This window comes from Protofrankia coriariae (genome assembly GCF_001017755.1).
Lineage (GTDB): Bacteria > Actinomycetota > Actinomycetes > Frankiales > Frankiaceae > Protofrankia > Protofrankia coriariae.
In genome coordinates, this window is the sequence record NZ_JWIO01000009.1 from 97,578 (window position 1) to 124,173 (window position 26,596).

Annotated in this window: 21 protein-coding genes and 1 pseudogene; 8 read left to right on the forward strand and 14 right to left on the reverse strand. The window is 68.6% G+C overall.

The window, feature by feature from the left end; genetic code table 11:
* The first annotated feature begins 80 nt into the window (after positions 1-80).
* The 3 genes from FrCorBMG51_RS07900 (at position 81) to FrCorBMG51_RS07910 (ending at position 3,311) form a co-directional block, all read left to right on the forward strand.
* Positions 81-1,028 (forward strand): phenylacetate--CoA ligase family protein, encoded by a 948-nt coding sequence (locus FrCorBMG51_RS07900; RefSeq protein WP_235433413.1) that lies wholly within the window; start codon positions 81-83, stop codon positions 1,026-1,028.
* A 72-nt stretch (positions 1,029-1,100) separates the two neighbouring features.
* Entirely contained in the window at positions 1,101-2,135 is a 1,035-nt protein-coding gene (locus tag FrCorBMG51_RS07905) for a glycosyltransferase (RefSeq protein ID WP_235433429.1), read from the forward strand.
* Between the two features lie 348 nt (positions 2,136-2,483).
* A complete protein-coding gene (locus FrCorBMG51_RS07910) occupies positions 2,484-3,311 on the forward strand; it encodes a glycosyltransferase family 2 protein (RefSeq protein ID WP_235433414.1) in 828 nt (275 codons plus the stop codon).
* A gap of 212 nt (positions 3,312-3,523) precedes the next feature.
* Here FrCorBMG51_RS07910 and FrCorBMG51_RS07915 read toward each other — a convergent pair whose 3' ends face one another.
* The 10 genes and pseudogenes from FrCorBMG51_RS07915 to FrCorBMG51_RS07955 all read right to left on the reverse strand — a co-directional run bounded on the left by FrCorBMG51_RS07915 (position 3,524) and on the right by FrCorBMG51_RS07955 (position 15,410).
* On the reverse strand, positions 3,524-5,077 hold the full coding sequence (locus FrCorBMG51_RS07915) for a hypothetical protein (RefSeq protein WP_047222429.1): 1,554 nt from the start codon (positions 5,075-5,077) through the stop codon (positions 3,524-3,526).
* Positions 5,074-6,105: a CgeB family protein gene (locus tag FrCorBMG51_RS07920; protein ID WP_047222430.1), complete on the reverse strand. Its 1,032-nt coding sequence runs from the start codon at positions 6,103-6,105 to the stop codon at positions 5,074-5,076. The genes FrCorBMG51_RS07915 and FrCorBMG51_RS07920 overlap by 4 nt, the downstream gene beginning before the upstream one ends.
* A complete protein-coding gene (locus FrCorBMG51_RS07925) occupies positions 6,102-7,454 on the reverse strand; it encodes an oligosaccharide flippase family protein (protein WP_162233184.1) in 1,353 nt (450 codons plus the stop codon). Before FrCorBMG51_RS07925 ends, FrCorBMG51_RS07920 begins: the two co-directional genes overlap by 4 nt.
* A 2-nt stretch (positions 7,455-7,456) precedes the next feature.
* Positions 7,457-8,350 (reverse strand): FkbM family methyltransferase, encoded by an 894-nt coding sequence (locus FrCorBMG51_RS07930; RefSeq protein WP_235433415.1) that lies wholly within the window; start codon positions 8,348-8,350, stop codon positions 7,457-7,459.
* A gap of 227 nt (positions 8,351-8,577) precedes the next feature.
* Complete coding sequence (locus tag FrCorBMG51_RS30855; RefSeq protein ID WP_086055315.1) at positions 8,578-8,736, reverse strand: hypothetical protein; 159 nt, start codon at positions 8,734-8,736, stop codon at positions 8,578-8,580.
* A 3-nt stretch (positions 8,737-8,739) separates the two neighbouring features.
* Positions 8,740-9,468, reverse strand: a complete 729-nt coding sequence (locus FrCorBMG51_RS07935; protein WP_420848588.1) for a class E sortase — start codon at positions 9,466-9,468, stop codon at positions 8,740-8,742.
* Positions 9,469-9,788: 320 nt separating this feature from the next.
* Positions 9,789-10,454, reverse strand: a complete 666-nt coding sequence (locus FrCorBMG51_RS07940) for a phosphatase PAP2 family protein (RefSeq protein ID WP_052914464.1) — start codon at positions 10,452-10,454, stop codon at positions 9,789-9,791.
* Positions 10,455-10,504: 50 nt separating this feature from the next.
* Positions 10,505-11,683 (reverse strand): RNA polymerase sigma factor, encoded by a 1,179-nt coding sequence (locus FrCorBMG51_RS07945; protein WP_047222433.1) that lies wholly within the window; start codon positions 11,681-11,683, stop codon positions 10,505-10,507.
* A 40-nt stretch (positions 11,684-11,723) separates the two neighbouring features.
* Positions 11,724-13,680 (reverse strand): annotated as a pseudogene (gene dnaG / locus FrCorBMG51_RS07950) (DNA primase).
* Between the two features lie 479 nt (positions 13,681-14,159).
* A complete protein-coding gene (locus FrCorBMG51_RS07955) occupies positions 14,160-15,410 on the reverse strand; it encodes a deoxyguanosinetriphosphate triphosphohydrolase (protein WP_047222434.1) in 1,251 nt (416 codons plus the stop codon).
* Between the two features lie 95 nt (positions 15,411-15,505).
* On the opposite strand from FrCorBMG51_RS07955, the gene FrCorBMG51_RS29465 reads away from it, so the two are divergent.
* Positions 15,506-15,661 (forward strand): hypothetical protein, encoded by a 156-nt coding sequence (locus FrCorBMG51_RS29465; RefSeq protein WP_175648303.1) that lies wholly within the window; start codon positions 15,506-15,508, stop codon positions 15,659-15,661.
* Positions 15,662-15,702: 41 nt separating this feature from the next.
* Entirely contained in the window at positions 15,703-16,242 is a 540-nt protein-coding gene (locus tag FrCorBMG51_RS07960; protein WP_047222435.1) for a PH domain-containing protein, read from the forward strand.
* 170 nt (positions 16,243-16,412) lie between these two features.
* Here the strand turns inward: FrCorBMG51_RS07960 and FrCorBMG51_RS07965 are convergent, their stop codons facing one another.
* The 3 genes from FrCorBMG51_RS07965 to ppdK form a co-directional block, all read right to left on the reverse strand.
* Positions 16,413-18,290, reverse strand: a complete 1,878-nt coding sequence (locus FrCorBMG51_RS07965; RefSeq protein ID WP_047222436.1) for a transketolase — start codon at positions 18,288-18,290, stop codon at positions 16,413-16,415.
* Between the two features lie 228 nt (positions 18,291-18,518).
* Positions 18,519-19,121 carry a YdcF family protein gene (locus FrCorBMG51_RS07970; protein WP_235433418.1) on the reverse strand — a complete coding sequence of 201 codons (603 nt, stop codon included), beginning with the start codon at positions 19,119-19,121 and terminating at the stop codon, positions 18,519-18,521.
* Positions 19,122-19,316: 195 nt separating this feature from the next.
* Positions 19,317-22,016: a pyruvate, phosphate dikinase gene (ppdK, locus tag FrCorBMG51_RS07975; RefSeq protein ID WP_047222438.1), complete on the reverse strand. Its 2,700-nt coding sequence runs from the start codon at positions 22,014-22,016 to the stop codon at positions 19,317-19,319.
* Between the two features lie 494 nt (positions 22,017-22,510).
* On the opposite strand from ppdK, the gene FrCorBMG51_RS33050 reads away from it, so the two are divergent.
* The 3 genes from FrCorBMG51_RS33050 to FrCorBMG51_RS30860 are packed head-to-tail and all read left to right on the forward strand — an operon-like array spanning position 22,511 to position 25,474.
* Positions 22,511-22,930 carry a hypothetical protein gene (locus FrCorBMG51_RS33050; RefSeq protein ID WP_338052707.1) on the forward strand — a complete coding sequence of 140 codons (420 nt, stop codon included), beginning with the start codon at positions 22,511-22,513 and terminating at the stop codon, positions 22,928-22,930.
* The gene (locus FrCorBMG51_RS07980) at positions 22,860-23,612 is read left to right on the forward strand and encodes a hypothetical protein (RefSeq protein ID WP_338052708.1); all 753 of its coding nucleotides are present in this window, start codon (positions 22,860-22,862) and stop codon (positions 23,610-23,612) included. The genes FrCorBMG51_RS33050 and FrCorBMG51_RS07980 overlap by 71 nt, the downstream gene beginning before the upstream one ends.
* Complete coding sequence (locus tag FrCorBMG51_RS30860; protein ID WP_235433419.1) at positions 23,612-25,474, forward strand: toxic anion resistance protein; 1,863 nt, start codon at positions 23,612-23,614, stop codon at positions 25,472-25,474. The genes FrCorBMG51_RS07980 and FrCorBMG51_RS30860 overlap by 1 nt, the downstream gene beginning before the upstream one ends.
* 72 nt (positions 25,475-25,546) lie before the next feature.
* Here FrCorBMG51_RS30860 and FrCorBMG51_RS07995 read toward each other — a convergent pair.
* Positions 25,547-26,596: glycine--tRNA ligase (locus FrCorBMG51_RS07995; protein ID WP_235433420.1), on the reverse strand; the 1,050-nt coding region annotated here is incomplete at its 5' end.

Below are 26,596 nucleotides of genomic sequence, written 5' to 3' on the forward strand. Positions count from 1 at the left end.
CCGGCGGCACCGGCGGGCGGCCGCTGGACCTGCGGATCTCCTACGCGTCGTTCTTCACCGAGTGGGCCCACATCGCCCACGTGTGGGGACGGGCGGGAGTACGGCCGACCGACCCGAAGATCACTTTCCGGGGCAGCAGTCTCGGCGCAGGCTTCGCCGGCCAGCCGATCCTGTTCCAGCCGACGTACAACCACTTCCTGGTCTCCCCCTTCCACCTGTCGGACCGGACCTTCGCCGATCTGCTGGACCGGCTCGGCGACTTCCGGCCGGTGGCCGTCTGGGGGTACCCGTCGGCGGTCACACCGTTCGCCCACTGGGTGGCGCGGACCGGGCCGCACCGCGCGCTCAGCCGCGTCCGCGCGGTGCTGCTGGCCAGCGAGGGCGCCTTCGACTGGCAGGTGGCGCTCTTCCGGGAGGTCTTCTCGGCACCGGTGGTCCGCTGGTACGGCCAGAGCGAGAAGGTGGTGTTCGCCGGTGAGTGCCCCTGCCGCCCGGGCGCCTACCATCTCGCCCCCACCTACGGCCTCACCGAGGTCGTCGACGGACGGATCGTCGGCACCGGGATGACCAACGCCGCCATGCCGCTGGTGCGCTACGACACCGAGGACGCCGGCACCCTGCTGCCCCCGGGGTCGCGCGGCGCCCGCTGCGTCTGCGGCTCGTCGTTCCCGGTGCTCACCGACGTCCGCGGGCGCTGGGACCAGTCCCTGGTCTACGGGGCGGACGACGAGCCCATCTCCACCGCGGCCCTGAACTTCCACGACGGCGCCTTCGCCGTCTTCGACCGGTTCCAGTTCCGCCAGGAGCGTCGCGGCGAGGTGGAGCTGCGGGTGGCCGCCGCCCGGCCGCCGGCGGCCAGCGACCTGGCCCGGGCCCGCCACCTCCTGCAGGAGCGGGTGGGCGACCGCCTGCGGGTGTCGGTGGCCGTCGTCCCTCCTCAGGCGCTCCTGAGCGTCCGCGGAAAAGGCGTGATGGTGGATCAGCGCTATCGACCCGGCCCGGCCACGGAAATATCCCGACATGTCTGACCAGCAGGTCCCGGGCCACCGACAACATTTTTCGAACCGACCAGGGAGAGAAGTGAGACGAACGTGGACGTTATGAACGAATCCGCGGTCACGGGGGCGATGATGCCGGTGGTGGACCGCCCGGTCCTCGTCGACTGTGCCGGTGCCCGCATGGGTGGCGCACTGCGTTTTCTTCTTGAGCTCGACGGGCATCTGGCCAGAAGCGGTCACCCCAACATCCGGGTTATCGGCCGCGATCGGGCGATCACCCCGGCCTGGCTCGCCCGCCGTGAACGACCAGGGCGGTTCGCCCGGGTGATCGCACTCAACAACGTCGGGTTCACGCTGACGTCCGGAACGCGTTACGTGCTGCTCCGCAACGCGCTGCACTTTCTCCGGCCGGCTGAACTGGAGCGCATCGGCTCGTGGCTGGGCCCCCGGATGTCGCGGCAGACGCGGATCGTCCGGCAGACCGCTCGCCGCGCCGACATCGTGATCGTACCGGCCGCCAGCATGGCCGAACGGGTTCTCGACGCGGTTCCGGAACTGCTGTCCCGGCTGGCCATCCGCCCGCACCCGCTGTCAAAGCCCGACCACGTGCCCACGCGGCCGCGCGAACCGCACCTGCTGCTCTGCCCTGTGCTGTTCTCGCCGTGGAAGAACATGGCGACGGTACTGCGCCTGGTGGACCAGGCGGTCTCGGCGCTTGTCACCGACACCGGCATCGACCTGCGGGTCATCGTCACGGCGACCCGTGCGGAAGCCACCGCCGAGGGACTTGACGGCCATACCCGCCATCTGCAGTTCGTCGGCCGCCTGGCACCGCGGGAGCTGGCAGATTACCAGAACCGCTGCCGAGCGCTGATCTACCCGACGCGCATCGAGTCGTTCGGATACCCGCTGGCAGAGGCGCGGCTCGCCTCGGTGCCGGTGGTGGCGCTGGACATCGCCCACAACCGTGACATCGCGGGGCCTGTCCTGGTTCCGTACCAGCGGGAGGGAGCAACAGAGATCGCCGCGGCCATCCACCGCGCTCTGAACTCCACCTTCGTACCGGAAACGGTCAACCCGTTCGACCCGGACCACTATTTCAGCTGGCTACTCGGAACATCGGAAAAAGCAGCATAGTCAAGATCAGATCAGGCGCCGCACGGGCCGTGCGGACCGGCAGACGCGCTGTCCCCGTCTGCCGGTCCGGGCGCCCGGGGAGGCTGCCGCACAGCGTCCGCTCCCGAGCTCAGGGGCTGCCTGGCGGACGGCCATCGCCTGGACAAACAAAGCAGAGGCGACATCATGATTTTTCGATCTGTGTCGGCGCGGCCAGCACAGCCGTCGCTCCCGTATACGGTCTCTCCCAGAGCCGGTGTCGAGGTGTCGCCACCACCGGGGTCCGTACCGGTCACCGCAGTCATTCTGGCGCGTGACGAATGTCGGGACATCGCCCGGGCGGTCCGGTCGGTCGGGTGGTGCGGGCAGGTGGTGGTCGTCGACTCCGGCTCCACCGACGGGACACCCGACATCGCCCGGATGTTGGGCGCCACCGTGTGGGAGGAACCATGGCGCGGCTTTGCCGGCCAACGCGAGTGGGCAATGCGCCATCCCGATGTCCGGCACGACTGGGTGTACTTCCTCGACGCCGACGAGTGGGTTCCCGTCGAACTCGCGAAGGAGATCGCTGAACGGCTCGGGCGGGAGGACTGCGTCGCCTATGCCCACCGCTACCGGTTCTTCTTCCTCGGACGGTGGATGGCTCACTGCGGGTGGTACACCAACAGCTGGCAGGCCCGGCTGCTCGACCGGCGGTTCGCCTCGTTTGCCACCGCGGAGGAGTTCAGCGAACGCGCGTCGGTCAGGGGCACAACGCTGGCCCTCGAACATGACATCGTCAACCAGGACAGCAAGGGACTGGCCTCCTGGCTGCACAAACACATCGCCTATGCGGAACTGGAGGCGCGCCGTCGGGGCAGCTCCGCCAGACCGTTCCAGCGGCTCCGGCAGGCGCTCGTCGACAACCGGACGACGAACACCAGACCGCTGTCCCGGACCATCGCCCGCGACATCGTCTTTCCTCTGTTGCCCTTCAAGACACTGGCGATATTCTTCTACATGTATGTGTTCAGAAGCGGCTGGCGGGATGGCTGGCAGGGGCTGGCATTCTGCCTGCACCGAGCCTGGCACGAAAAGATGATCCATCTTCTGGGTACCCCCGCGGCGGCACCTCAGGAAGCTGTCTATCCCTTCGAGGCGACACACCCCAGAAACACACTGCCGTCTTCGCCTTCGGTGATCCACCAGGCCGGCTGAGCGTTCACCAGGTAGAACCTGGTGAACCGGCTGTGGTGGCCGGCGTGGACTCCACCCGGCGGAGTCGGTCGTGAAGGATTTCACTGACCGTTTCCTCAGAGGGTGTCCCATGTTGTGTGGTACGGACAGCGTGGGACACCCTCTTGACGTGGCGTACTTACTTTCCTGTGCGGCGGTCAGCCTCCGCCTTCGCCCGGCGGGAAGCCCTTCCGTCAGAACCGACGTGTCGGCCCGCCCGGGACCACCGCTTCAGAATCGACGTTCTTCCCCACGAACGCAAACCGAATGACCGCCACGCAGGCGACAATCTGGGTCGGCAGCGACGCGAGCAGGATGGCCACGTCGCTCTCCGACTTCACGAGCAGGAGCAGCAGCGGCAGGAAAAGGAGCATGAGCCTTGGGTCGACAGATGGGTGGAAGACCTTGTCGACGAGACGCATCATCGCGCCGAGGAAGATCATGCCAATCATCAGGACGATGATACCGCCGTGGACGTACAGGTCTGCCTGCGGCGTGATCGAGGCAGCGCTGTAAATACTGCTGTCCTGCCCCCAGTACTGCTGGTTGAAGCGATAGCCGGCGTTCAGCACCGGTTTGTCGTGCCATACCGCACGGGGTATCAGACCAAGCACGGGAGCGAACAGTAGTTCGCCGGGGTCACGGTATGGGAAAATCTCCGGCGTACGCTGGACAACAATAGCGACGGCATCAATTTCACGAATTCGTTCGAGCAGCGCAGAAAATGAGTCGAGTACCGTTTCTCGTGGGTCTTTCGGATCGAGCACCTCGCGCATGATCGATGGCGCGACACCGACCGCCTGAGTGGTGTCGAGCGCATGCGTGTGGGTCCTGACGGTGTCACGGTACTGCGCGTTGAACGGCATGACCACCAGCGTGAAGGCAAGCCCCGCCAGAACAGTCGACTTGACCGGAAATCCACGGCCCATGAGGGCGAAGACGACCGCGGGTCCGAAAATCGCCAGCAGAAAGCTCTGCTTCATGCCCCCGACGAGCCCGACGCCGATCTCCAGCGAGAGCAGGGTGACAAAAGTGAACCAGCGTCGGCCGCTCCGGTGTCGCGCGAGATCCATTGCCGCGACGATCAGGCTGAACGTTCCGCAGCTCGCAAGGACGCCAATTACCTGGGCGAATCGCGAAGAACCGTTCATGACCGCCGCCGGGTCGCCCAGGTAGGCGAAGTTTCCACTGCCGAGCTGAACCAACCGGGCGGCGGCCGCCACACCGGCCAGCACCCAGGGCACGGTGGCGAAGCGAAGCTCGAAGCCATGCCCCGGTGCGGCCAGGCGGCCCAGCCTCCTCCCGGCTCGCGTGGCGAGGGCACCGGGGCCGACCAGGTATCCCACGGTCCAGAAAACGAGGCCCACCATTACGAGCGTCAGACCCTCGAGAACGCTGTTTCGGTATACCTGACCGAGTAGCGAGCTCTCGGGCGGCTTTCGCCATGCCACCGACGCCGCCCCGAACGCGAGCGCGACCCATACGACGTATACCGGACCCATTCGGAGCGAGGCCAGCCCGAAACATCTTCCGGGGGCGCGCTGCGCGACAAGCCCGAGCGCCACCCCGGCGACGAGTACGACGCTCAGCGAACGCAACACCATGTCGGTGGACTGCGACACCGGAAAAATCCCGGCAAACAGGTACAGCAGGACCGCGAGAACAGCGCCGGCAACAGAAAGCAGTATCCCGCTGAAGGACAGTGGTTCTCGCTCACCCTGGGCACAGACGTTGGCCGGCACGGTCATACGAGGATCTCCAGCATACGGGTGAGCCGGATCTGGTAGGTGTGGTCAGAAAGTGACCGGGCGCTTGCCGCGTCGCCGATCGCCCGGCCGTACGCCGGCTCCGCAATCAACCGTCGCACGTGCGCCAGCAGTCGTTCGAACGTCGCGAAGGTCAGCACCTCACGGTCGACGTCGAAGAGTTCGGGCAGCACCTTGCGCTCTTCACAGATCACCGCCGCGCCACAGGCTGTTGCCTCGAAGAGGCGGCAGTTGACACCGTCGACCTCACCGGGATGAAGGTTGTTGAGTACCCCCACGGCTCCCCGGAAGATCCTCGCCTTTTCCTCCCTGACCACGTATCTGCCGGTGTGCGCCGCGGCCAGTCGCCGGTCGGTGAGCCAGCGTGGTATCGGTGGTCCGTAGATCCGGATCGGGACGTTCTGGTCCAACAGCCGGGACAGCAGACGCGCACGCGTGCCATAGACGTTGCCGACAACCGCGAGGTACGGCTGGTCGACCACGTCGGCCGGCGGTAGATGCCAGGTCGGATTGCACGCTTCCGGCAGATAATAAGCGGGAAGTCCCAGTACTTTCGCCCCGCGGGTGGCGAGCACGGGTTCCTTGAAGAAGACCGCGTCGTAGGCGCCGAGCACCATCAGCTGACGGTCGAGGTTCGCGACTCCGTCCGGAAACCACAGACACACTCTGGCACCCTGACGGCGCATTGCCTCGACCGCGGACGGCAGCAGCCGGCCGTCCACGGACACGACCACGTCAAGATCCAGATCGGCCACTCGACTGACGAGTCGACGTTGGAGCTGGTTGTCGAACCAGGCTATGCCGCGCCGTGCCGTGGTCAGGCAGGCGGTGGCATAGCGGCCGCGCACGCGGGGAACTGTCGGACCGAGTGCGTGGGCCTCGACGCCAAGCGCTGAGAGGCAGTGTCTGATGTTGTCCCCGAAATCGTCCGGCTGCGACGGACCGATCACGCCGACCCGCAGTGGTTTTCCCCTGGCGGCCTGGCTGTACGCGGGATCAGGGGTGGTCATGACGGCTGCCTCCGCAGGAGCTGACTGGTTGCTGAACGGACAAGATTGCTACCCACGACAAGCGCCATCGCGCCTATTCGACGCTTCGCGGCGTCGGGTGGCTGGCCAGACAGCCGGATGACTGCGCGCGCCAGGAGAAGAAACGCGACCGCATAGGCTCCGGTGGATGCAACCGCGGCGCCCACGACCCCGACACTCGGAACCAGGATGATGAGACCTACGGCGGTGCCCCCGGCCGCGACACCCTCACAACGCGCAATGGTCAACGACCTGTTCAGCCCACGCAGGATGTCACCCATGACGCGGTTGCATCCCAGCAGAACTCCACCTGGCGCGAGTATCCATACCAGCACGACAGCGGGCTGATAGCCTGGCCCGAGAAACGACGGGACAGCAAGGGGAGCAGCGGCGCAGACCACGACCGCACCCACACTCCCGACGGCCAGACTACCTATGATGGCGTAGGCGGCCACCTGACCGGGAGCCCCGTTTTCCTTCCCTTTCATCGCGGCGATGCGGGGCATCGCGACGTTGCCGAACGCTGTCGCGACCGGATAGCTCAGGAGGCTCAGGGACACGGCAACCGCATACCGCCCGAGATCAGCCGGGGTGACAAGGACGGCCAGTACGAGCTGGTCCATACGAGAGTTCACGAGATATGGAGCGGACGCGGTGAAGTTTGCTCCACCGTACGCGAAGAGCGGACGGAGAAGATCCCGACGAAACCGGCCGGTCCGCGGAATGTGGCGTCCTGAGATCGCGCGGGCCAGCACGGCCTGTAGTGTCGCGGTGAGGACCAGACTACCGACCGTATAACCCAGCGTACTTCTGTCCAGCACCGCAAGAATTACGATCGCCAACAGGTAGGTGGCCGGCTGGAAAACACGTAGCATATTCCAGAAACGGAGATCCTTAGCCTGCAGAGAAAAACTCCAGAGTCCCCCGACGAATATTATCGGCTGAGCCGCGAACGCCAGTTGGAACATGACCGCCGCGGGCCCGTGGAAGCCAATGATCATTGGCCCGAAAAAAATTCCCAGCGCACCGGTGACAAGCCCCAGGGAGAGCAACGCGGCAAAGCACGTGCGCATGACGTCGGGCGCTTCGTCCGGTCGATTGGCGACAAAGTAGCACACTGCCGCCGTGAGCCCGACCTCACCGATCATCGCGGCGGACATCAGATATGTCGAAATAGCCGCGTAGAAGCCTCGGTCCGATGGCCCAAGAAACCGAGCGGTCAACAGGCCCGTGGCCGTTCCAAAGGCCGTCGCCGCCACGCCTGCCGCGGCCGTCTCGCGAACCAGTCTCAGGTAGCCGCCGGCAGTCCGCGAGTCCCGATGCCGTGCCACGGTCAGGTCGTCTGATTTCGCGGGAACCGGGTGTTCTTGAGGGTGTCTATCAGCAGTTGGTGGCGGGGGACGTCGCGGCACAGGGCCAGCACGTTCTCGGACGGCACGGTGTCGGTGACCACTCTTATACCGGCGGGAGTCAGGCCGAAGAGCGTGTATCCGACCTCGGTGAGCTCCCGCATGATCTCCCCCGCGGCGGAGCCGGCACGATCCAGATGACCCGAAATCATCTCCATCAGAAGGACCGGCCGGCGGTTGCGCAACAGCTTGGAAGCTCCCCGGAGCACATCGAGCTCGTGACCCTCGACATCAATTTTCACGAAGTTCGGACAGGGATGATCTTCGACGTAGGTGTCAAGCGTGGTCACCGGTACGGTGATGTCGGGATCGGCGGCATCGGTGATGTGGGCCAGGCCGGACGCGTCGGAATAGATCTGTACACCGGCCTCGCCGACCGTGGCGCCCACCGCTGATCGAACTACTGTCACCCAGGACAGGGCGTTCTGGCGAACGAGGCTGTCGAGCAGGTCAGCGGTTCTGGGTACCGGTTCGAATGCCTGGACCGAACCGGTGGGGCCGACCAGATTCGCCGACCAGAGCGCATAGACCCCTATGTTGGCTCCGACGTCGTAGCAGACGTCCCCGGGTTTCAGAGCGGCTTCGAACACTCGGGCCAGAGCCGGCGGCCGGTACTGGAGGGCGAGCAGGGCGCGCACCGATCCGTCGCGCGAGTCGTCCACGCTGAAAGTCAGTCCGTTTGTGAGCCGGCCGTCCAACAAGCCGTTGAACACCGCCGTCCCCCGGATCAACCCGCTGACCCGATCCACGCCTCTGACATCGGGTGCACGCGCGGCGACCCACGCCGCGAGATGCCAGCGAAGCGGACCAGATCTCATGCTTCCTCCTCTCAGCACACCAACCATGAGCATAGTGTGCCATATCAGTCACCCTTCGTAGTGTGACTGTCGGACGGCGTGTCTCGCCACAGCCCCGTGAACGGGGGCCCGCGGCATCCGCGATCCGCTCCGGTTACCAGGACGGAAGGGCCGAGGCAGCCTGCCTCCGGCAGGCATCCGAAACAGTATTTTTCAGTCACCGCGGCCGCCCCCGAACAACCGCCCCGTCACTGGCCAACAACCACGTCGGTGAACGGCAGGCGGGATTCGACGGCCGGGAAGACGACGAAAAGCAGGACGCCGGCCACCACCAGGACGAGCAGGACCATCAGCACCGCCTTCGCGGCGGATCCACCGGGAAGATGACGGAAGATCCATCCGTACACCTGTCACCCCCCGGTCAGTTCGGGTGGCGACCCAGCCGACTTCGGCCAGGTATCGGTGAGTTCGCCGAAAACAATCAGCCGGGTCCTGGCTGAATATTTCGGATTGCAGGTCGTAAACGTCAACAGGCTTTTTGTGGGTGGTACGCCGGGCTGCTCGGGCACCGGCAGGATAACATCCGTCCGTGTGGGGTCGACCACATCCGAGCCCGTCACCCGGTAGATGAAATAGCGGTCCCGTACCTCGACGACGACCGGCTCCCCGATCCGCAGCTCGTCCAGCCGGTTGAACGGGCGACCATATGTGGTGCGATGCCCGGATACGACGAAATTGCCGACATCGCCGGGCCATGCCGTCCCCGGATAGTGCCCGGGGCCCTCCCGTAACGCGCTGGCCGACACCCCCTCGACGACGACCGGAGCGTAGCCGCTGCCGAAACGAGGTATGTGTAGCACGGCCACAGCGTCACCAGGGGTCGGGGCCGCCGGCCGTGACCCCGACGAAGTCCCCGGCCCTACCGTGGGGGCCGCGCTCGCCCACTGCCGGGACAGTTCGGAGCGCAGCCGGTTCTGGGTGTGCGCCTGCGTCATGTCGGTGACCCACAGCTCGTAGACCACGAAAAGCGCCACCACGGCCCCTACAGTGATCAACAGCTCGCCGAGGCCACGCACGAGGCATCCGGACAGCCCTCCGCCAGCGCGTGGCACGGGCTGGCGGGTGGATCGGCCAGGCACGGGCTGTCGGCCATCCGCGCTGATCCGCCTGCCGGGCGGACGCGTCAGCCGCGCCGCTGCCCCCGGCGCGGCGGCGGGCCCGGTGGCGTCCGTCCGTGGCTCGTTCCAGGACTCTGAGACGCTCCGGTACCGCGGAGGAGGCAGCGCAGTACCCATGTCAGCACTTTAAGTCATCAGATGGCTACTATCCCACTCAGACCCGCGGGGTGGCTCCAACCGATTTGCCGGCGTCAGGACACAGCCGGCCAGAGCACAGCCGGCCAAGGCCAGAGTCGGCCAGAGCACAGCCGGCCAGAACACAGCCACGAGGCTGACGGCCGTCAGCCAGGATCCGCGACAGGGCGCCGCTGGTCGGCGTGCCGGTCGAGCATCCATGCCAGTACACCGGTCACCACCACCGCGACAGCCACACCACCGACGACATCGGTGGCGTAGTGGTAGCGCAACACGACCACGCCGACGCCGACACCGCCGCTGAGAAGGGCCGCCACATACCAGAGCAGAACACGCACGAACCCCGGAAGCCTCCGCCGCAGCGCGGCACCGGGTAGCAGGAGCAGCACGAGGACGACCGCGACCGCACAGGCACCGGTCGTATGTCCGCTGGGAAAGGCGAGCCCGCCGCTCAGCCGGCGGTCGATCAGCGGTTTGAGAACCCACTCCGTGAGTGCCGCGGCCGAGATCGGCCCGAACAGACTGAGCAGGGCCGCCCGACGAGCCCGAAACGCCATACACAGCCCCGCCAGCGCGACGGAGGCCAGCACGACGCTCCCCGGATCTCCCAGCTGGACGACTGCCTCAAACAGGCGCGGGTGCCGGCCGAAGTGGTGGGCCAACCGCGAGTCGACCACCCCGTCGACATAGCTGGGGCCGCTCCGGCCCGCCAGCTCCCAGGACAGAACCCCCAGGACGAGCAGGCACGGCAGCACGATCGACGCCCACAACCGTTGACGCAGCAGGGGCGGCAGCAGCGGACTCGGTGACACCGGCGATGCACCGGACTACGGCGGCGGTGACAGGGTACCCCGTAGGTCGTCTACTCCAGGTAGTCGCGCAGCTTCTGGGACCGGGACGGGTGGCGCAGCTTCGACAGCGTCTTCGACTCGATCTGCCTGATGCGTTCGCGGGTGACCCCGAACTCCCGGCCGACCTCCTCCAACGTGCGCGGATGGCCGTCGGTGAGCCCGAAGCGCAACTGGATGACCTTCTTCTCCCGGTCGGAGAGCGTGTGCAGGACCGAGTCGAGCTGTTCCTGCAGCAGGATGAAGCTGGCCGCGTCGACCGGCACGACCGCGTCGCAGTCCTCGATGAAGTCGCCGAGGTGGGAGTCCTCCTCCTCACCGATCGGCGTCTCCAGGGAGACCGGCTCCTGGGACACCTTGAGGATCTCACGCACCTTGTCGGGTGTGAGATCCATTTCCTTGGCGATCTCCTCCGGGCTCGGCTCACGACCGAGGTCCTGCAGGAGCTGCCGCTGGATGCGGATCAGCTTGTTGATCGTCTCGACCATGTGCACCGGGATGCGGATGGTGCGTGCCTGGTCGGCGATGGCCCGGGTGATCGCCTGCCGGATCCACCAGGTGGCGTAGGTGGAGAACTTGTAGCCCTTGGTGTAGTCGAACTTCTCCACCGCGCGGATCAGACCGAGGTTGCCCTCCTGGATGAGGTCCAGGAACAGCATGCCGCGGCCCACGTAGCGCTTGGCGATCGACACCACCAGCCGCAGGTTCGCCTCGACGAGCTTGCGCTTGGCGATCTGCCCGTCGCGTTCGATCGCCTCCAGGTCGCGGCGCATCTGCGGGGAGGTCTTGCGGGTGGCCGCCGCGAGCTTCTCGGAGGCGAACAGGCCGGCCTCGATCCGCTTGGCGAGGTCGACCTCCTCCTCCGCGGTCAGCAGCGGGACCTTGCCGATCTCCTTGAGGTACATGCGCACCGGGTCGGAGGTCGGCGCCTTGAGCGCCAGCTCCTCCTCCTCACGACGACGCCGGGCGAGCAGGTCGTTCTCCTCGGCGTCCTCCCCACCCGCCTCGAGAATCTCGATGCCCTCGTCGTTGAGGACCTGCAGGACGGCGTCGGTCTGCTCCGGTGGCAGCTCGGCCGCCTGGAGGGCGACCGTGACGTCCTCGGTAGTGAGGAAACCGATCTCCTTGCCTCGGGTGATGAGGTCCTTGACCTCGTCCACCTGGGCTTCGCGCGGTAGGACGGCTGGACTCATGGTCGGAATCTCGTCACTTCCTTCTCGGGATCGACCCAGGTTACGCGGCACCCAGGCCCCGCTCCCGGAGTTGGCGCTTGTGCTGTTCCAAGGCGATCAGCTCACCATATGCGCGTCTGAACGTCTCGGCGTCGGTTACGGGATTGAGCCGCTGCACACGCGACTTCAGATCCGCAATGCGACGGGTCACCTGCAACTCCTGTACGCGTGACATCTGCTCATCGACATACCGGTCGTCCACATCGTGGTCACAGAACACCGCCTCCACGGCAAGCTCGATGACGAACCGCCGAAGCTCGTCCTGCCCGGCCGCCTCCACCACCGTCTTGACCCAGGTCTGGACGTCACCAGCGGCGGGCAGACCGGCGCACACACCGCCCACGGCAACGATCACCTCACGGACGGCGCGGTGCTCCTGGACCGTGAACAGCTCCGGGGAGAGCGTGTCGAACACCGGGCCGGCAAGTCCCGGATACTGGAGGGCGACCTTGAGTACCTCCCGTTCCACCGCCACGACAGTGTCGTCCGCGACGGCGTCATGCCGACGCGGCAGCTCGGCCCGGCCGCCGGCGCGACCGCCGCGCGCCGCGTGGTCGCCCTGGCCGTGGGCAGGGCCGTCGAGGGACGCCGTACCACCGGCGGCCCCTCGTGGCCGATGCTCAGCGACCCGCCGCACCACGAACTCCTCGTCCAGAAAACCAAGCCAGTTATCCAGATTAACCGCGTAACGGTGTCGTAGCCCTCGATCCTTCAATCTGTTGATCAGAGGGGCGGCCGCGTCGATCGCGGCCAGACGTCCCTCGGTGGTGTCGAGGTCGAACCCGGCCAGCTTCCCGCGGATGGCGAACTCCACCAGCGGGAGGCGGGAGGCGACCAGGTCACGCACGGCCACGTCCCCGCGCTGGACGCGCAGATCGCACGGATCCAGCCCGGACGGCTCGATCGCCACGAAGGTCTGGGTGACGAAACGCTCCTCGAACTCGAACGCCCGGATGGCGGCCTTGCGGCCCGCCTCGTCGCCGTCGAAGGTGAACACGACCTCGCCGCGGTGCTCGCTCTGGTCCATCAGCAGCCGCCGCAGCACCGTCACGTGCTCGCTGCCGAACGCGGTGCCGCAGGAGGCGACCGCGGTCGGCACCCCGGCGAGGTGGCAGGCCATCACGTCGGTGTAACCCTCGACGACGACGACCTGGTACCGCCGGGCGATCTCCCGCCGGGCCAGGTCGGCCCCGTAGAGCAGGTTGGCCTTCTTGAACAGCGGGGTCTCGGGTGTGTTGAGGTACTTCGGCCCGGGGTCGTCGGCGGCGAGACGGCGGGCGCCGAACCCGACCACGTCCCCGGCGAGATCGCGGATCGGCCAGACCAGCCGGCGGTGGAACCGGTCGATGAGGCTGCCGCGGCTGCTCTGCTTGGCCAGGCCACCGAGGACGAGCTCCGCGGCGGTGAAGTGCCGGCCCATCAGGTGACGGGTGAGCGTGTCCCAGCCGGCGGGCGCGTAACCGACGCCGAACCGCGCCGCCGCCTCCTGGTCGAAGCCGCGGGCGGCGAGGAAGGCCCGGCCATCGCCGGCCTCGGCGCCGGCCAGCCGCTCGGCGTAGAACTCCGCGGCCGCCCGGTGGGCGTCGAGCAGCCGCTGGCGCTGGCTGGTGACCGCGCGGCTGGTCACTCCCCCACCCTCGTAGGTAAGGGTGATCCCGGCACGGCGGGCCAGCCGTTCGACCGNGGGCCAGCCGTTCGACCGCCTCCGGGAAGGACAGCCCGTCGATGGCCCGCACGAAGGCGATCACGTCGCCGCCGACGCCACAGCCGAAGCAGTGGTAGGCGCCGACCTGCGGCCGGACGTTGAACGATGGCGTCTTCTCGTCGTGGAACGGGCACAGGCCCCGCAGCTGGCCGCTGCCGACCGGGCGGAGCTGCACGTAGTCGCCGATGATGTCGGCGATCGGCGAGCGGTCACGCACGGCAGCGACATCGGCGTCACGGATGCGTCCGGCCACACGTCCCTCCCTGCGTCCCGGGTGGAGCGCCAGCGGGCTGGTGTCACGGAGGCCGTCCGGCGCAGCACCTTGTGTCACCACCGGGTGTCACCACCGGCCGTCAGCCCTCCGGAAGGCAGCCCTCCGGAAGACTGTCCGGGCCCCCGCAGACCCGCATTCTTCCCCGATGTTACTTGTCATCTGGACCGCAGTGCCGATCTTACGACCGCAGCATGTAACACGCCGTGTCCCGGACGCTCCCAACGGGCCGGCGACGCGCCGGTCGGCGTCCGGCACCGCCGGGCACCGCGGCACCGTCACGCGGCCGGCGGCAGGGGGTCACAGCCGGTCCCGGAGCCGTCCGCGCGGAGCGTGACCGGCCACGCGATCCACGGGCCGGGCGGCCACCGCCGGGGCGGCGCCGTCCACACGGGCCGTCCACACGAAGCAGGCCGCGGGAGACAGTCCGTGAGAGCGCTGCTTCCAGGGCGGGGACGCCGTCACAGAACCGCCGGCCAGCGCCGGCCGGTCAGTTGCGCGTGGCGACGGCCCGCGCTGGCGTCGGTGAGCCGGGCGATCTGGTCGACGACCACCCGTAGCCTTGCCGCGTCGTCGCGGGCGGCGGCCCAGGCCGGCCGCAGCAGCGGGTCGAGCGCCTCCGGCGCGCGCGCGAGCAGCAGCGCGACAAGCTCCGCGATGACCTCCCGCTGGCGCCGTTGGCGCTCGTGCGCGTCCCGGCGGTCCATGACGAAGGAGGCGGTCACCCCCTTGAGCAGCGCGCACTCGGCGACGGTCGGGGCGGGCACGACCAGGTCGGCGTGGTAACGGCGCAGCGGCAGGTCGCCGTGCGCCTCCCGGGTGGCGCGGACCGCCGCCATGCACAGGCGCGCGATCAGCTCGCTGGTCATCGTCCGGACCGCGCGCAGCGCGTCCGGCGTGGTGGCCGGCCCGGTCACCCACCACGGCTGTCGGCGCAGCCGGTCCAGCGCCTCGCCCACCGCCGCCGCCGGCGCCACCGGGTAGCGCGGCGCGGTCGAGGCGACCAGTTCGGCCCGCCGTCCCGGATCCTCCAGCCGGCCCAGGTCGATCAGGCCGGCGACCACTCCGTCCTCCAGGTCGTGGACGCTGTAGGCCACGTCGTCGGCCCAGTCCATGATCTGAGCCTCCATGCAGCGCCGGCCGGCCGGCGCGCCGTCGCGGACCCAGTCGAAGATCGGCAGATCGTCGGCGTATACACCGAACTTCGGCGTGTCGGGCCGCCGTGCCCACGGATACTTCAGGGACGCGTCCAGCGTCGCCCGGGTGAGGTTCAGGCCGGCGTCCCGCCCGCGGACGTCGACGACCTTGACCTCCAACCGGGTCAGCTCCCGCAGGCTCTGCGCGTTGCCCTCGAACCCCCCGCACTCCCCGGCGGCCGCGTCCAGCGCGGCTTCGCCGTTGTGGCCGAAGGGGGGGTGGCCGATGTCGTGGGCGAGGCAGGCCGCGTCGACCAGGTCCGGGTCGGCGCCCAGCGAGCGGGCCAGGCCCCGGCCGACCTGAGCGGTCTCCAGGGAATGGGTCAGGCGGGTGCGCGGGAAGTCGTCGTCGAGCGGGCCCACCACCTGGGTCTTGCCGGCCAGCCTGCGCAAGGCGCTGGAATGTAGGACACGCGCGCGGTCCCGCTCGAACCAGGTCCGATCGTCCGGTGTACTCTTCTGTCGCTCCTCGCCCCAACGGACCACGTCGGACGCGGCGTACCACCTCTTGGCCACAAGCCCGAGCGTATAGGCGCGATTTCCGTACGTCCGAGGTGCGAAGCGGCGATACTTTGTGGTCAGCCCGCCCAACTTCGGCCCGGAGGCCCGCCGTGGACAAGATCGTCAGATACGGTCTCATCGCGTTCGTCATTTTCTTCGTCGTGAGCTTTCCCGCGAGCGCCGCCAGCATCATCGAGCGGGCCATCGACGGACTGGAGTCTGTTGGTAACGGTTTGTCAGACTTCGTCACCGACACCGTTCTGTGAAGCTAAGGTGAGCCAGCAACCCGATCCGGGAGACGATGGCCATGGTGAGAATCCGGATCCCTGACCCCACCGCCAGGGACGACAAGTACCTCGCCACCCGGGAGCGGCTGGTCGTGAAGGTCCGGATGCACTGGGCGATCCTGCTCACCGTCTTTCTACAGACCCTGGCGTCCGTCATCGGCGTGATCCTGCTCGTGATTCTGTTGAACGGCCTGGACGCCAGCGGGTACGTTTTGGCGCTGCCCTGGTGGTTCGCGCTCTTCATGATCCTCAGGATGCTGTGGAAAGTCGCCGACTGGCACTTCGAGCACCTGATGGTCACGGACAAGCGTCTGCTGAAGGTGTCCGGGATTTTTTTCCGCAAGGTGCAGACCATGCCATTGGAAAAAGTGACGGACCTCACCTACAACCGGGACCCGATGGGCCGACTTCTCGGATACGGCGAGTTCATCGTCGAATCCGCCGGGCAGGACCAGGCCCTGTCGAAGATCCAGTTCTTGCCCCGCCCGGACCGGCTCTACCTGACGATGTGCGACATGATGTTCGGAGGTGCGCCGGCGCCCAGCGGTTCGGACGACTGACCTCACCTGGACGCCCCGCCCGTACGACGGCGGCTCCTGGCCTGTCCCGACGCCCCCTGCCAGGACGGCTGCCCGTGCCGCGTTCCTCGGGCGCGGGAATTTTTTCACGCCCGACCAGGACGAGCGAGAAGATCTGCCCCTCCGGGCCTGTCGCGCCGCTGGTGGGCCGGTCATCGCAGCAGGGTCCGGGCCGCCGCCGCGATGTGGTCCGCGTCGATGCCCGCCGCGGCGAGCAGCTCGGCCGGGGTGCCCGACCCGGGCAGTTCGCGCACGGCGAGATGGGCGAGGCGCACCGGTACGCCGGCCGCGGCCGTCGCCTCCAGAACGGCGCTGCCCAGGCCGCCCTCGGGGTAGTGGTCCTCGGCCACGACGAGACGGCCGCCGGTCGCCCGCGCCGCCTCCGTCAGGGTGGCGACGTCCACTGGCTTGACCGAGTAGAGGTCGATCACCCGGGCCGGGACGCCCTCGGCCGCGAGCGCGTCCGCCGCCACCAGGCAGTGGTGCAGGGTGACACCGGCGCCGATCAGGGTGACCACGTCGGCGTCCGACCGACGCGGCACCTTGGAGCCACCGGCGGTGAAGGACTCCCCCGGTCCGTAGATCACCGGGTAGGCGCCCCGGGTCGTGCGCAGGTAGCTGACCCCGTCCAGTTCGGCCATGAGTTCGACGAGCCTGGCCGCGCTGGCCGCGTCGCTGGGGTAGAGGACGCGCGAGCCGTGCACCGCCCGCATCATCGCCAGATCCTCCAGCCCCATCTGGGACGGGCCGTCCGGGCCGATCTCGACGCCGGCGTGCGATCCCGACAGGCGGATGTTCGCCGCCGAGATCCCGGCCATCCGGATGAAGTCGTAGGCCCGTGAGAAGAACGTGGCGAAGGTGGACGCGAACGGGACGTACCCGCGCGCCGACAGCCCGACCGCGGCGGCGACGAGCTGCTGCTCCGCGATGAAGATTTCGAAGAAACGGTCCGGGTGGGCCGACGCGAAGTCCTCGGAGTAGGTGGAGTTGCTGACCTCGGCGTCCAGCGCCACCACCTCCGGACGGGCGCCGATGGCGGCAAGCGCCTGCCCGTACGCCCTGCGGGTGGCGACCCGGGCGCCGAGAGGGTAGGTCGGCAGGCGCACCTCGGCCGGCGGCACGGATGCCGGTCGGCGGCCGGCATCCGGCGGCGGCAGCGGGCCGCGCACGCGCAGGTGACGCTCGCCCCCGAGCTCGGCGATCGCGCGTTCGGCCAGATCGGCCGGCAACGGCCTGCCGTGCCATCCCTCGGCGTCGACCGTCCCGGAGAAGCCCTCGCCCTTACGGGTGCGGGCGAGCACGACCACCGGCCGGTCGGAGCCGGACGCCTCGGTCAGGACCTCGTCGACCGCGGCGACGTCATGCCCGTCGACCGCGAGCGCCCGGCAGCCGAACGCCTCGACCCGGCGGGCGTAGGTGTCGAGGTCCCAGCCGAGCTCGGTCGGGCCGCGCTGGCCGAGCCGGTTGACGTCCACGATCGCCGTCAGGTTCGACAGCTGGTAGTAGGACGCCTTGTCCAGCGCCTCCCAGACGGAGCCCTCGGTCATCTCGCTGTCCCCGCACAGCACCCACACCCGGTAGGGAAACCGGTCGAGGAAACGGCCGGCGAGCGCCACCCCGACCGCGTCGGGCAGCCCCTGCCCGAGCGAGCCGGTGGCCACGTCGACCCAGGGCAGGACCGGCGTCGGATGCCCCTGCAGACGCTGGCCGTAACGGCGGTAGCCGGTCATCAGCTCGTGGTCGGACACCACACCGACGGCCTTGAACACCGCGTACAGCAGCGGGGACGCATGCCCCTTGGAGAAGATCAGATGATCGTTGGCCGGGTCGTCCGGCCTGTCCCAGTCGTAGCGCAGGTGCCGCCCGACCAGCACCGCCAGTACGTCCGCGGCCGACATCGACGATGTCGGATGGCCCGACCCGGCGGACGTCGTCGCCCGGATCGAGTCCACCCGCAACTGCCGCGCCAGCTCACGGATCTGGTCGAGGTCGGTCGGGTCGATCGCGATCTCGGACACGGGAGTTGCCACACCAGCCTCCTGTACGCCTGCGTATCCGTGCCTGGGCAGTGCTGGAAGGCAGCCGGTGGCGTTACCGGAGGCGATCCAGCGGATATGCACAGGCACCGCCCACGCGAGCGGCCATGTGGGCTCTACCCCGGGTTCCACCGTCCCGAACGGTACCGGTGGGCGTGTTTCCCGGCCGCGGCCCGCGGTGCCCGCTCCCGCGCGGCCGGGCCGCGGAAGTCAGCCGGCGGGTCAGAGCGCGCCGGGGGCGGCGCCGACCGGGGTCGCCCGGTGAAAGAGCTGGTAGAAGCGGTACGCGGCACCTTCCCGAACGATGTAACGCAGCGTGGTGGCAATACCGTGGGTAGCCGGGCCGGTGGTGACCGGCGAGGTGACCGCGTCGATGTCAAGATCACGAGCGATGGTCCGTGAGCGCAGCGAGTGCCACGGATCGGTCACGACCACCGCGGACCGCCAGCGGTTCACCGCCATGATCCTTGCCACCGCCCGCAACGACCCCAGCGTGTCCCTGCCCTCGCCCACCACAACCACGGCACTGGCCGGGACGCCACGGGAGACCAGATAGTTCGCCGCGGCCCGCGCCTCGGTGTAGACGTCACCGACCTGGGAGCCGCCGACCGTCACGATCCGGGGTGCTACACCGGCGCGGTAGAGGGCCAGCGCATGGTCGAGCCGGGCCGCGAACACCGCGGACGGGCGGCCGTTGAACTGGGAGGCGCCGAGCACGATCAGGACGTCCGACCGGTGCTGGTCGTCCGAACGCCCCACCACCCATATCTGGATCATCGTGAAAACGCTGATCATCACGCCGGCCAGGACAAGGATCGCAACCACCCTCAGTAGCCACACCCACCAGCGCGTGTGCAGCCACCGCGCTGTCCACGGCCGCGGGATAGTAACCACAGGCAGTCACGGTATGCCCAAATCGGCGCGGGATGGCAGGTGCTCCACCGCACAGTGGGCACACCGGCCGGCCAACCGGCCACCCTGGCGCCCGCCGGGCTCGGTCAGGCCGTGTCCGACGGGGTTTCAGGCCGTGTCCGATGGTTGGTCAGCCGCGAGGACGGCGGCCCGGCCGGCCTCCAGCCGGGCGACCGGCAGGCGAAACGGCGAGCACGACACATAGTCGAGCCCGATCCGGTGGAAGAAGTGCACGGAGTCCGGGTCGCCGCCGTGCTCCCCGCAGACACCGAGCTTGAGCTCCGGCCGGGCCGCCCGCCCCTCCTCGGCCGCGAGCCGCACCAGCCGGCCGACCCCGTCCCGGTCCAGTGACTCGAACGGGGACACGCCGAAGATGCCCAGCTCGAGGTAGCGGGAGAAGAACGACGACTCCACGTCGTCACGGGAGAAACCCCAGCTCATCTGGGTCAGGTCGTTCGTCCCGAACGAGAAGAACTGTGCCGCTCCGGCGATCTGGCCGGCGGTCAGCGCCGCCCTCGGCACCTCGATCATCGTGCCGATCAGCGCGGGCACATCGATCCCGCTCTCCGCGGCGACCTCGGCCAGCACCCGCTCGGCCTGCTCGCGGACGACCTCCAGCTCCTGGACCGCGCCCACCAGCGGAACCATGATCTCCGGACGCGGGTCCCCGCCCCGCCGGCGGCGGATAACCGCGGCCTCGGCGATCGCCCGCACCTGCAGGGCGACCAGCCCAGGGATGAGCAGCCCGAGACGCACCCCGCGCAGCCCGAGCATCGGGTTCTCCTCGTGCAGCCGGCGGACCGCCTCCAGCAGCACGACCTCACCGTCCACGCCGGCCTCGCCGGTCGCGGCGGCAACGCCCACCCGCACCGACAGATCGGTAAGGTCGGGCAGGAACTCGTGCAGCGGCGGGTCGAGCAGCCGGATCGTCACGGGCAGGCCGTCCATCGCCGCGAGGATCTCGACGAAGTCGTCGCGCTGCAACGGCAGCAGCGCGGCCAGCGCGGCATCGGCCTCCTCGTCACCGTTGGCGAGGATGAGCCGTTCGACCAGCTTCCGGCGCTCGCCGAGGAACATGTGCTCGGTCCGGCACAGCCCGATACCGACGGCCCCGAACCGGCGGGCGCGCTCGGCATCCTGCGCGGTGTCGGCGTTGGCGCGCACTCCGAGCCGGGCGGCGGCGTCCGCGTGGGTCATGATCCGGTGGACGGCGTCGACCAGCGGGTCGGAGCCGTCCACGCGCAGCTTCCCCTCGAAGTACTCGACGACCGGCGAGGGCACCACCGGCACCTCGCCGAGGTAGACCACGCCGGACGAGCCGTCGATCGAGAGCACGTCCCCCTCGTGGACGACGAGGCCGCCCGGCACGGCCGCCTGCCGCCGATGGGTGTCGACGTCGATCTCCTCGGCGCCGCACACGCAGGTCCGGCCCATGCCGCGGGCGACCACCGCGGCATGAGAGGTCTTCCCGCCGCGGGAGGTCAGGATGCCCTGTGCGGCGATCATGCCGTCGAGGTCGTCGGGGTTGGTCTCCCGGCGGACCAGGATGACCGGGACACCGGCGGCTGCGAGCTGAACCGCCCGCCGCGAGTCGAAGACGGCCTTCCCGACGGCGGCGCCGGGGGACGCGTTCATGCCCCGGGCGATCTGCCGGGCCCGCCCGTCCGCGGCGAACCGGGGGAACATCAGCTGGGCGAGCTGGGCGCCGGTGACCCGGGCCAGCGCCTCGTCCATGGTGATCAGGCCCTCGTCGACGAGCTGGACGGCGATCCGGAAGGCCGCGGCGGCGGTGCGCTTCCCGACCCGCGTCTGCAGCATCCACAGTTTGTTGCGCTCGATGGTGAACTCGATGTCGCACAGGTCGCGGTAATGCCGTTCAAGGGTCGCCATGACGGACAACAACTGGTCGTAGGCGGGCCGGTCGACGGACGCCAGCGCCGTGAGCGGCAGGGTGTTCCGGATGCCCGCGACAACGTCCTCCCCCTGGGCGTTCTGCAGATAGTCGCCGTAAACGCCCTGGTCGCCGTTGCCCGGATCGCGAGTGAACGCCACGCCGGTGCCCGAGTCCATACCCAGGTTGCCGAACACCATCGCGACCACGTTGACCGCGGTGCCGAGATCCGCGGGAATGCGTTCCTGCCGGCGGTAGAGACGGGCGCGTTCACCGTTCCAGGAGTCGAACACCGCCCGGATCGCCAGGTCCAACTGCTCCCGGGGGTCCTGCGGGAAGTCCCGGCCGGTCCGGTCGCGGACGATCGTCCTGAACGTCCCCGCCAGCCCGCACAGGTCGGTCTCGTCGAGTTCCAGGTCGCTGTTTGCTCCGCGGGCCTTCTTCACCGTCTCCAGAGCGTCGTCGAACAGTTCGTCGGGCACCTCGAGCACGGTCCTGCCGAACATGGCCAGCAGGCGCCGGTAGGAGTCCCACGCGAAGCGCGGCGAGCCGGACTGCCTGGCCAGGCCAGATACCGACGCGTCCGACAGGCCGATGTTCAGGACGGTGTCCATCATGCCCGGCATGGAGAACTTCGCGCCCGAACGCACCGAGACGAGCAACGGGTCGTCCGGGTCACCCAGCCGCCGGCCCATTGCCTGTTCGAGCGCGCGCAGATGCTCGTCGACCTCGTCGCGCAGCGCCGCCGGCACCCGGCCGTGCGCAAGATACTCACGACAGGCGACGGTGGTGATCGTGAAACCGGGCGGGACGGGAAGCCCCATGTTCGTCATCTCGGCGAGATTGGCGCCCTTACCGCCGAGAAGGTCCCTGAGATCCTTGTTCCCCTGGTGGAAGTCGTACACATAGGTGGTCATGGTCGCCCCCTCGTGTCCCGCCTCCCGCGAACCACCGCCGATTCGACCATGCCACGTCACCCCGGCTCGCGCAGGTCATACGGACAGATCCGAGGCTCCCCCTCCCGAGAAGTCGCCCGGCAGTCCGTCGGATTGGCCCCTGATGGCCAGCAGCCTACCGTCACAGATCGTCCTGAAACATGTTTTGGGAACCAGCTGTCCCACGCGCCACGCGCAGGCGGCTCCCGGCCGCGCCGGGAAATATCCGAAGCGTTCACCGGTCGTCCGTCACGATTCCCCGCCGCCCTGCCGGAAAACTACCCGATCATTATTCGTTCACGACGGACGCGTCCCAACCGGATAAACAGGAGAAATTCTGTCCATGTCCGACAGATGAATAAAATTCGTACATATTCCAAACCCTGCCGGCCAGGAGCCTGCCGGTCACAGCGGACAGACCATGATGCGTACCAGCACTGCCCGGACCAACAGCGTCGAAGGAGGGGGAGGACGCCGTGCGAGGCCACTGCGTTCTTGGACTCGCGCTTGCCGGACTGCTCACCATCGGCGTCCTCGCTGTGATCATCATCCCGCGAACCCGGCCCGCTCCGCACGGGAACAGGACCACGGTCCGGGCGCTGGTCTCGTCGGAGAAACAGCCCTTCTTCTCCGATCCGGACGTGGTCGCCGCCCTCGACCGTGCCGGCTACCGGCTTGAGATCACCTCTGCCGGATCGCGTGAGATCGCCACCACCCGCGACCTGGCCGGCTTCGACCTGGCCTTCCCGGCCGACGGCTCCACAGGCCGACCGCATCAGGCGCGATCGCGGGATCAGCGCCTCCTACGTACCCTTCTTCACGCCCATGGCGATAGCCACCTTCGCCCCGATCGCGGAACTGCTGACCGCGGCGGGCGTCAGCAGCCGAAAAGGTGACCACTACCTGTTCGACATGCGCAGGTATCTCGACCTGGTGGCGGCGGACACCCGATGGTCGCAGCTACCCGGGAACAACGTCTACCGGACCGACAAGTCCCTCCTCATCAGCTCGACCGACGTGCGGACGTCGAACTCGGCCGCCCTCTACCTGGCGATCGCCTCCTATGTGAGCAATGGCGGAAACGTGGTCGCCGATCCCGGGGCGGCCGAACGGATCACGGACCGGCTCGCGCCCCTCTTCCTCAAACAGGGCTATCTGGACGCGTCGTCCCAGGAGCCGTTCGACGACTTCCTGACCATCGGCATCGGGAAAACGCCGATGGCCATGGTCTACGAGGCCCAGTTCCGGGCCCACGCGCTCGCCCGGGACGGTTCGCTGACCAACGACGTGGTGCTGATGTATCCGAGTCCGACCATCTACGCCAAACACACCGTTGTGCCGCTCACCTCCGCCGGAGACACGGTCGGGCGCCTGCTCACGACCGACCCGGAACTGCAGCGGCTCGCCGTGCGGCACGGATTCCGCACCGCGGACGCCGGTTACGGCCGGCAGTACGCCGCCGAACGCGGAAGCGGCCCCGTACCGCAGCTGGTCAACGTCATCGAACCACCGAGCGCGGAGATATCCGAACGGATGATCAGTCGGATCGAGGCGCAGTACACGAAGGGGCCGGGTTGATGAGCCTGCCACCGACGACACCGGCACCCGCACGGCGGCCGGCCGCGGACGACACCGGCGCGCAGCTGGTCCTGGTGCCGCCCGCGGCCGTCGCGCCGGTAGCCCCTGAACAGGCCGGGCCCGCCGTCCCGATCAGCCCTCAGGCAGCCGCGCGCCTGGCCGACCAGGCAGTGGCCTTCGCCGACGCCCTGATCGGCATCGACCCGGCCTCCCCCGCCTTCACCACCAAGGTCGCCGCGGTGCACCGGATGGGCGAGAAGGAGATCCGCGCGTCCGCCTCGGTCTCCAACCGGCTGCTGGACAAGCCGACACGGGCGATGAACTCCGGCGCGCTCGACGCGACCTCGTCGGTGTCGACCTCCCTGGTGGAGCTGCGCAGAGTGGTCGGCGACCTCGATCCGTCCAAGGCGAACCTGCTGGGCCCGAAAAAGCTGCTCGGCGTGATCCCGTTCGGGAACCGGCTGCGGGACTACTTCGCCTCCTACCGGTCGTCACAGGCACATCTGGACGCGATTCTGCAGGCGCTGCAGAACGGGCAGGAGGAGCTGCGGCGGGACAACGCCGCGATCAAGCAGGAAAAACACAATCTGTGGACCACCATGGGCAAGCTGCGTGAGTACATCCAGCTGGCCGCGAACCTCGACGCCGAACTTGTCACCCGGATCGACCAGATCAGCGTCAGCGACCCGGAGCGGGCTCGGACGCTGCGCGATGACGTCCTGTTCTACGTGCGGCAGAAACACCAGGACCTGCTCACCCAGCTCGCGGTCAGCGCGCAGGGCTACCTCGCGCTGGAGATGGTCCGGCGCAACAACCTCGAACTGATCAAGGGTGTGGACCAGGCGAGCACGACGACCGTCGCGGCGCTGCGCACCGCGGTGATCGTCGCGCAGGCGCTGGCCAACCAGAAGCTGGTACTCGACCAGATCTCCGCGTTGAACGAGACGACCGAGCGCATCATCGTCGGCACCTCGGAGCTGCTGCGGCAGCAGACCGGCCAGATCCACGAGCAGGCGGCGTCCTCGACCGTGTCGGTGCAGACCCTCCAGCAGGCGTTCGCCAACATCTACGCCACGATCGACACGATCGACGGATACCGCAGCGCCGCCCTGGAGAGCATGGTGACGGCGATCCGGCTGCCGCGGCCTGATCCACCGCCGCCATCGCCACCGCCGGCCAGCGGGCCCCGCGAGAGGGTGCTGGCCTGGCTCGGATCGCTGAAGAACATCGCCGGCTGTACCGCCGCGATCGGCGGACTGGGACTGACCGTCACCGGCGTGGTCGGCCTGCCGGAGTGGCCGTTCGTCGTCGCCGCTCTGTACGCGGTGGGCGCCCTGGTGGCACCGGCTCCCCGTCCGGCGGCGCCGGCAGGAACCCGGCTGCGCGTCGCCGAGCTTCGCAGGGCCGTCGACGCGCAGCTACTGGCTCTGGCCGCCCATGCGCCGGCCGAGGTCACCGCGGCCGCGGCGCGGGTTGTCGACGCGCTGCGGGAGGTGCTCGACCGCCCCCACCTGCTGCGTGCGGGCTCGCCCGAGACGTTCGTGATCGTGCGGACCATCGACGACTACCTGCCGACCGCGCTGGAGGTGTATCTCGGCCTGCCACCCCGGTACGCCGAGACGCACCGGCTGGACGACGGACGTACCCCGCGCCAGGTCGTCGTCGACCAGATGAGCCTGCTGGAGAGGGGCGTACGGGACGTCACCGAGGCGGCGGCCGGGGACACCGCCAGACTGCTGTCCCACGGCCGCTTCCTCGCGGACCGGTTCGGCTCCACCGACCTCGCCCTGCCGGGCCCACCGAATCCGTCGGGCCCGGCGGATTCGCCGGACCTGCCAGGCCCGCCGAGCCCGCCGGTATGACCATCCCGCCGGCACGACCACGTCCGACCTGACTCCCCCGGAGGGTCCCGGGCGGGTGACCGGCCGGAGGAGTCAGCAGGGGCCGAGCTTGGCGTTGAGGTAGGAGACCGCCTGGTCCATGGCGACGCGTTCCTGCGCCATGCTGTCGCGCTCGCGGATGGTGACCGCCTGGTCCTGCAACGAGTCGAAGTCGACCGTGAGGCAGAACGGCGTGCCGATCTCGTCCTGCCGGCGGTAGCGACGCCCGATCGCGCCGGCGTCGTCGAAGTCGACGTTCCAGTGCCGGCGCAGCGCCGCGGCCAGGTCGCGGGCGACCGGTGACAGGTCGGCGTTGCGCGACAGCGGCAGCACCGCGGCCTTCACCGGCGCGAGCCGCCGGTCCAGCCGGAGCACCACCCGGCGGTCCACCCCGCCCTTGGTGTTGGGCGCGGTGTCCTCCGCGTAGGCGTCCAGCAGGAACACCAGGGTGGCGCGGTCCACTCCGGCCGCCGGTTCGATGACATAGGGGGTGTAACGGGTGCCGGTGGCCTGCTCGAAATAGGTCAGGTCCGCGCCGGACGCCTTCGCGTGCACGGACAGGTCGTAGTCCGTCCGGTTCGCGATGCCTTCCAGCTCGCCCCATTCCAGCCCGACGAAGTCGAAACGGTACTCGATGTCGACGGTCCGTTTCGAGTAGTGGGAGAGCTTCTCCTTCGGATGCTCGAAATGACGCAGGTTCTCCGGGCGGACGCCGAGGTCGTGATACCACTTCGTCCGTTCGTCGATCCAGTACTGGTGCCAGGTCTCGTCCTCGCCCGGCGGGACGAAGAACTCCATCTCCATCTGCTCGAACTCACGGGTCCGGAAGATGAAGTTACCCGGGGTGATCTCGTTGCGAAACGACTTGCCGATCTGGCCGATTCCGAACGGTGGCTTGCGCCGGGCCGTCGCCTGGACGTTCGCGTAGTTGATGAAAATGCCCTGGGCCGTCTCCGGGCGCAGGTAGGCCAGGCCGGAGGCGTCCTCGACCGGGCCCAGGTAGGTCTTGAGCAGGCCGTTGAACATCCGCGGCTCGGTGAACGTGCCACGCGACCCGCAGTTCGGGCAGGCGATCTCGGTGAGCGCCGTCGGCGGCCGGCCGCG

What these genes read in the sequence shown, in the direction of transcription:
- FrCorBMG51_RS07980 (WP_338052708.1), top strand. Translation starts at nt 22,860, where the DNA reads ATGGCGATAGCCACCTTCGCCCCGATCGCGGAACTGCTGACCGCGGCG.
- FrCorBMG51_RS30860 (WP_235433419.1), top strand. Translation starts at nt 23,612, where the DNA reads ATGAGCCTGCCACCGACGACACCGGCACCCGCACGGCGGCCGGCCGCG.
- FrCorBMG51_RS07915 (WP_047222429.1), bottom strand. Translation starts at nt 5,077, where the DNA reads ATGACCGTGCCGGCCAACGTCTGTGCCCAGGGTGAGCGAGAACCACTG.
- FrCorBMG51_RS07920 (WP_047222430.1), bottom strand. Translation starts at nt 6,105, where the DNA reads ATGACCACCCCTGATCCCGCGTACAGCCAGGCCGCCAGGGGAAAACCA.
- FrCorBMG51_RS07945 (WP_047222433.1), bottom strand. Translation starts at nt 11,683, where the DNA reads ATGAGTCCAGCCGTCCTACCGCGCGAAGCCCAGGTGGACGAGGTCAAG.
- ppdK (WP_047222438.1), bottom strand. Translation starts at nt 22,016, where the DNA reads ATGACCACCTATGTGTACGACTTCCACCAGGGGAACAAGGATCTCAGG.
- FrCorBMG51_RS07905 (WP_235433429.1), top strand. Translation starts at nt 1,101, where the DNA reads ATGAACGAATCCGCGGTCACGGGGGCGATGATGCCGGTGGTGGACCGC.
- FrCorBMG51_RS07930 (WP_235433415.1), bottom strand. Translation starts at nt 8,350, where the DNA reads ATGAGATCTGGTCCGCTTCGCTGGCATCTCGCGGCGTGGGTCGCCGCG.
- FrCorBMG51_RS07960 (WP_047222435.1), top strand. Translation starts at nt 15,703, where the DNA reads ATGGTGAGAATCCGGATCCCTGACCCCACCGCCAGGGACGACAAGTAC.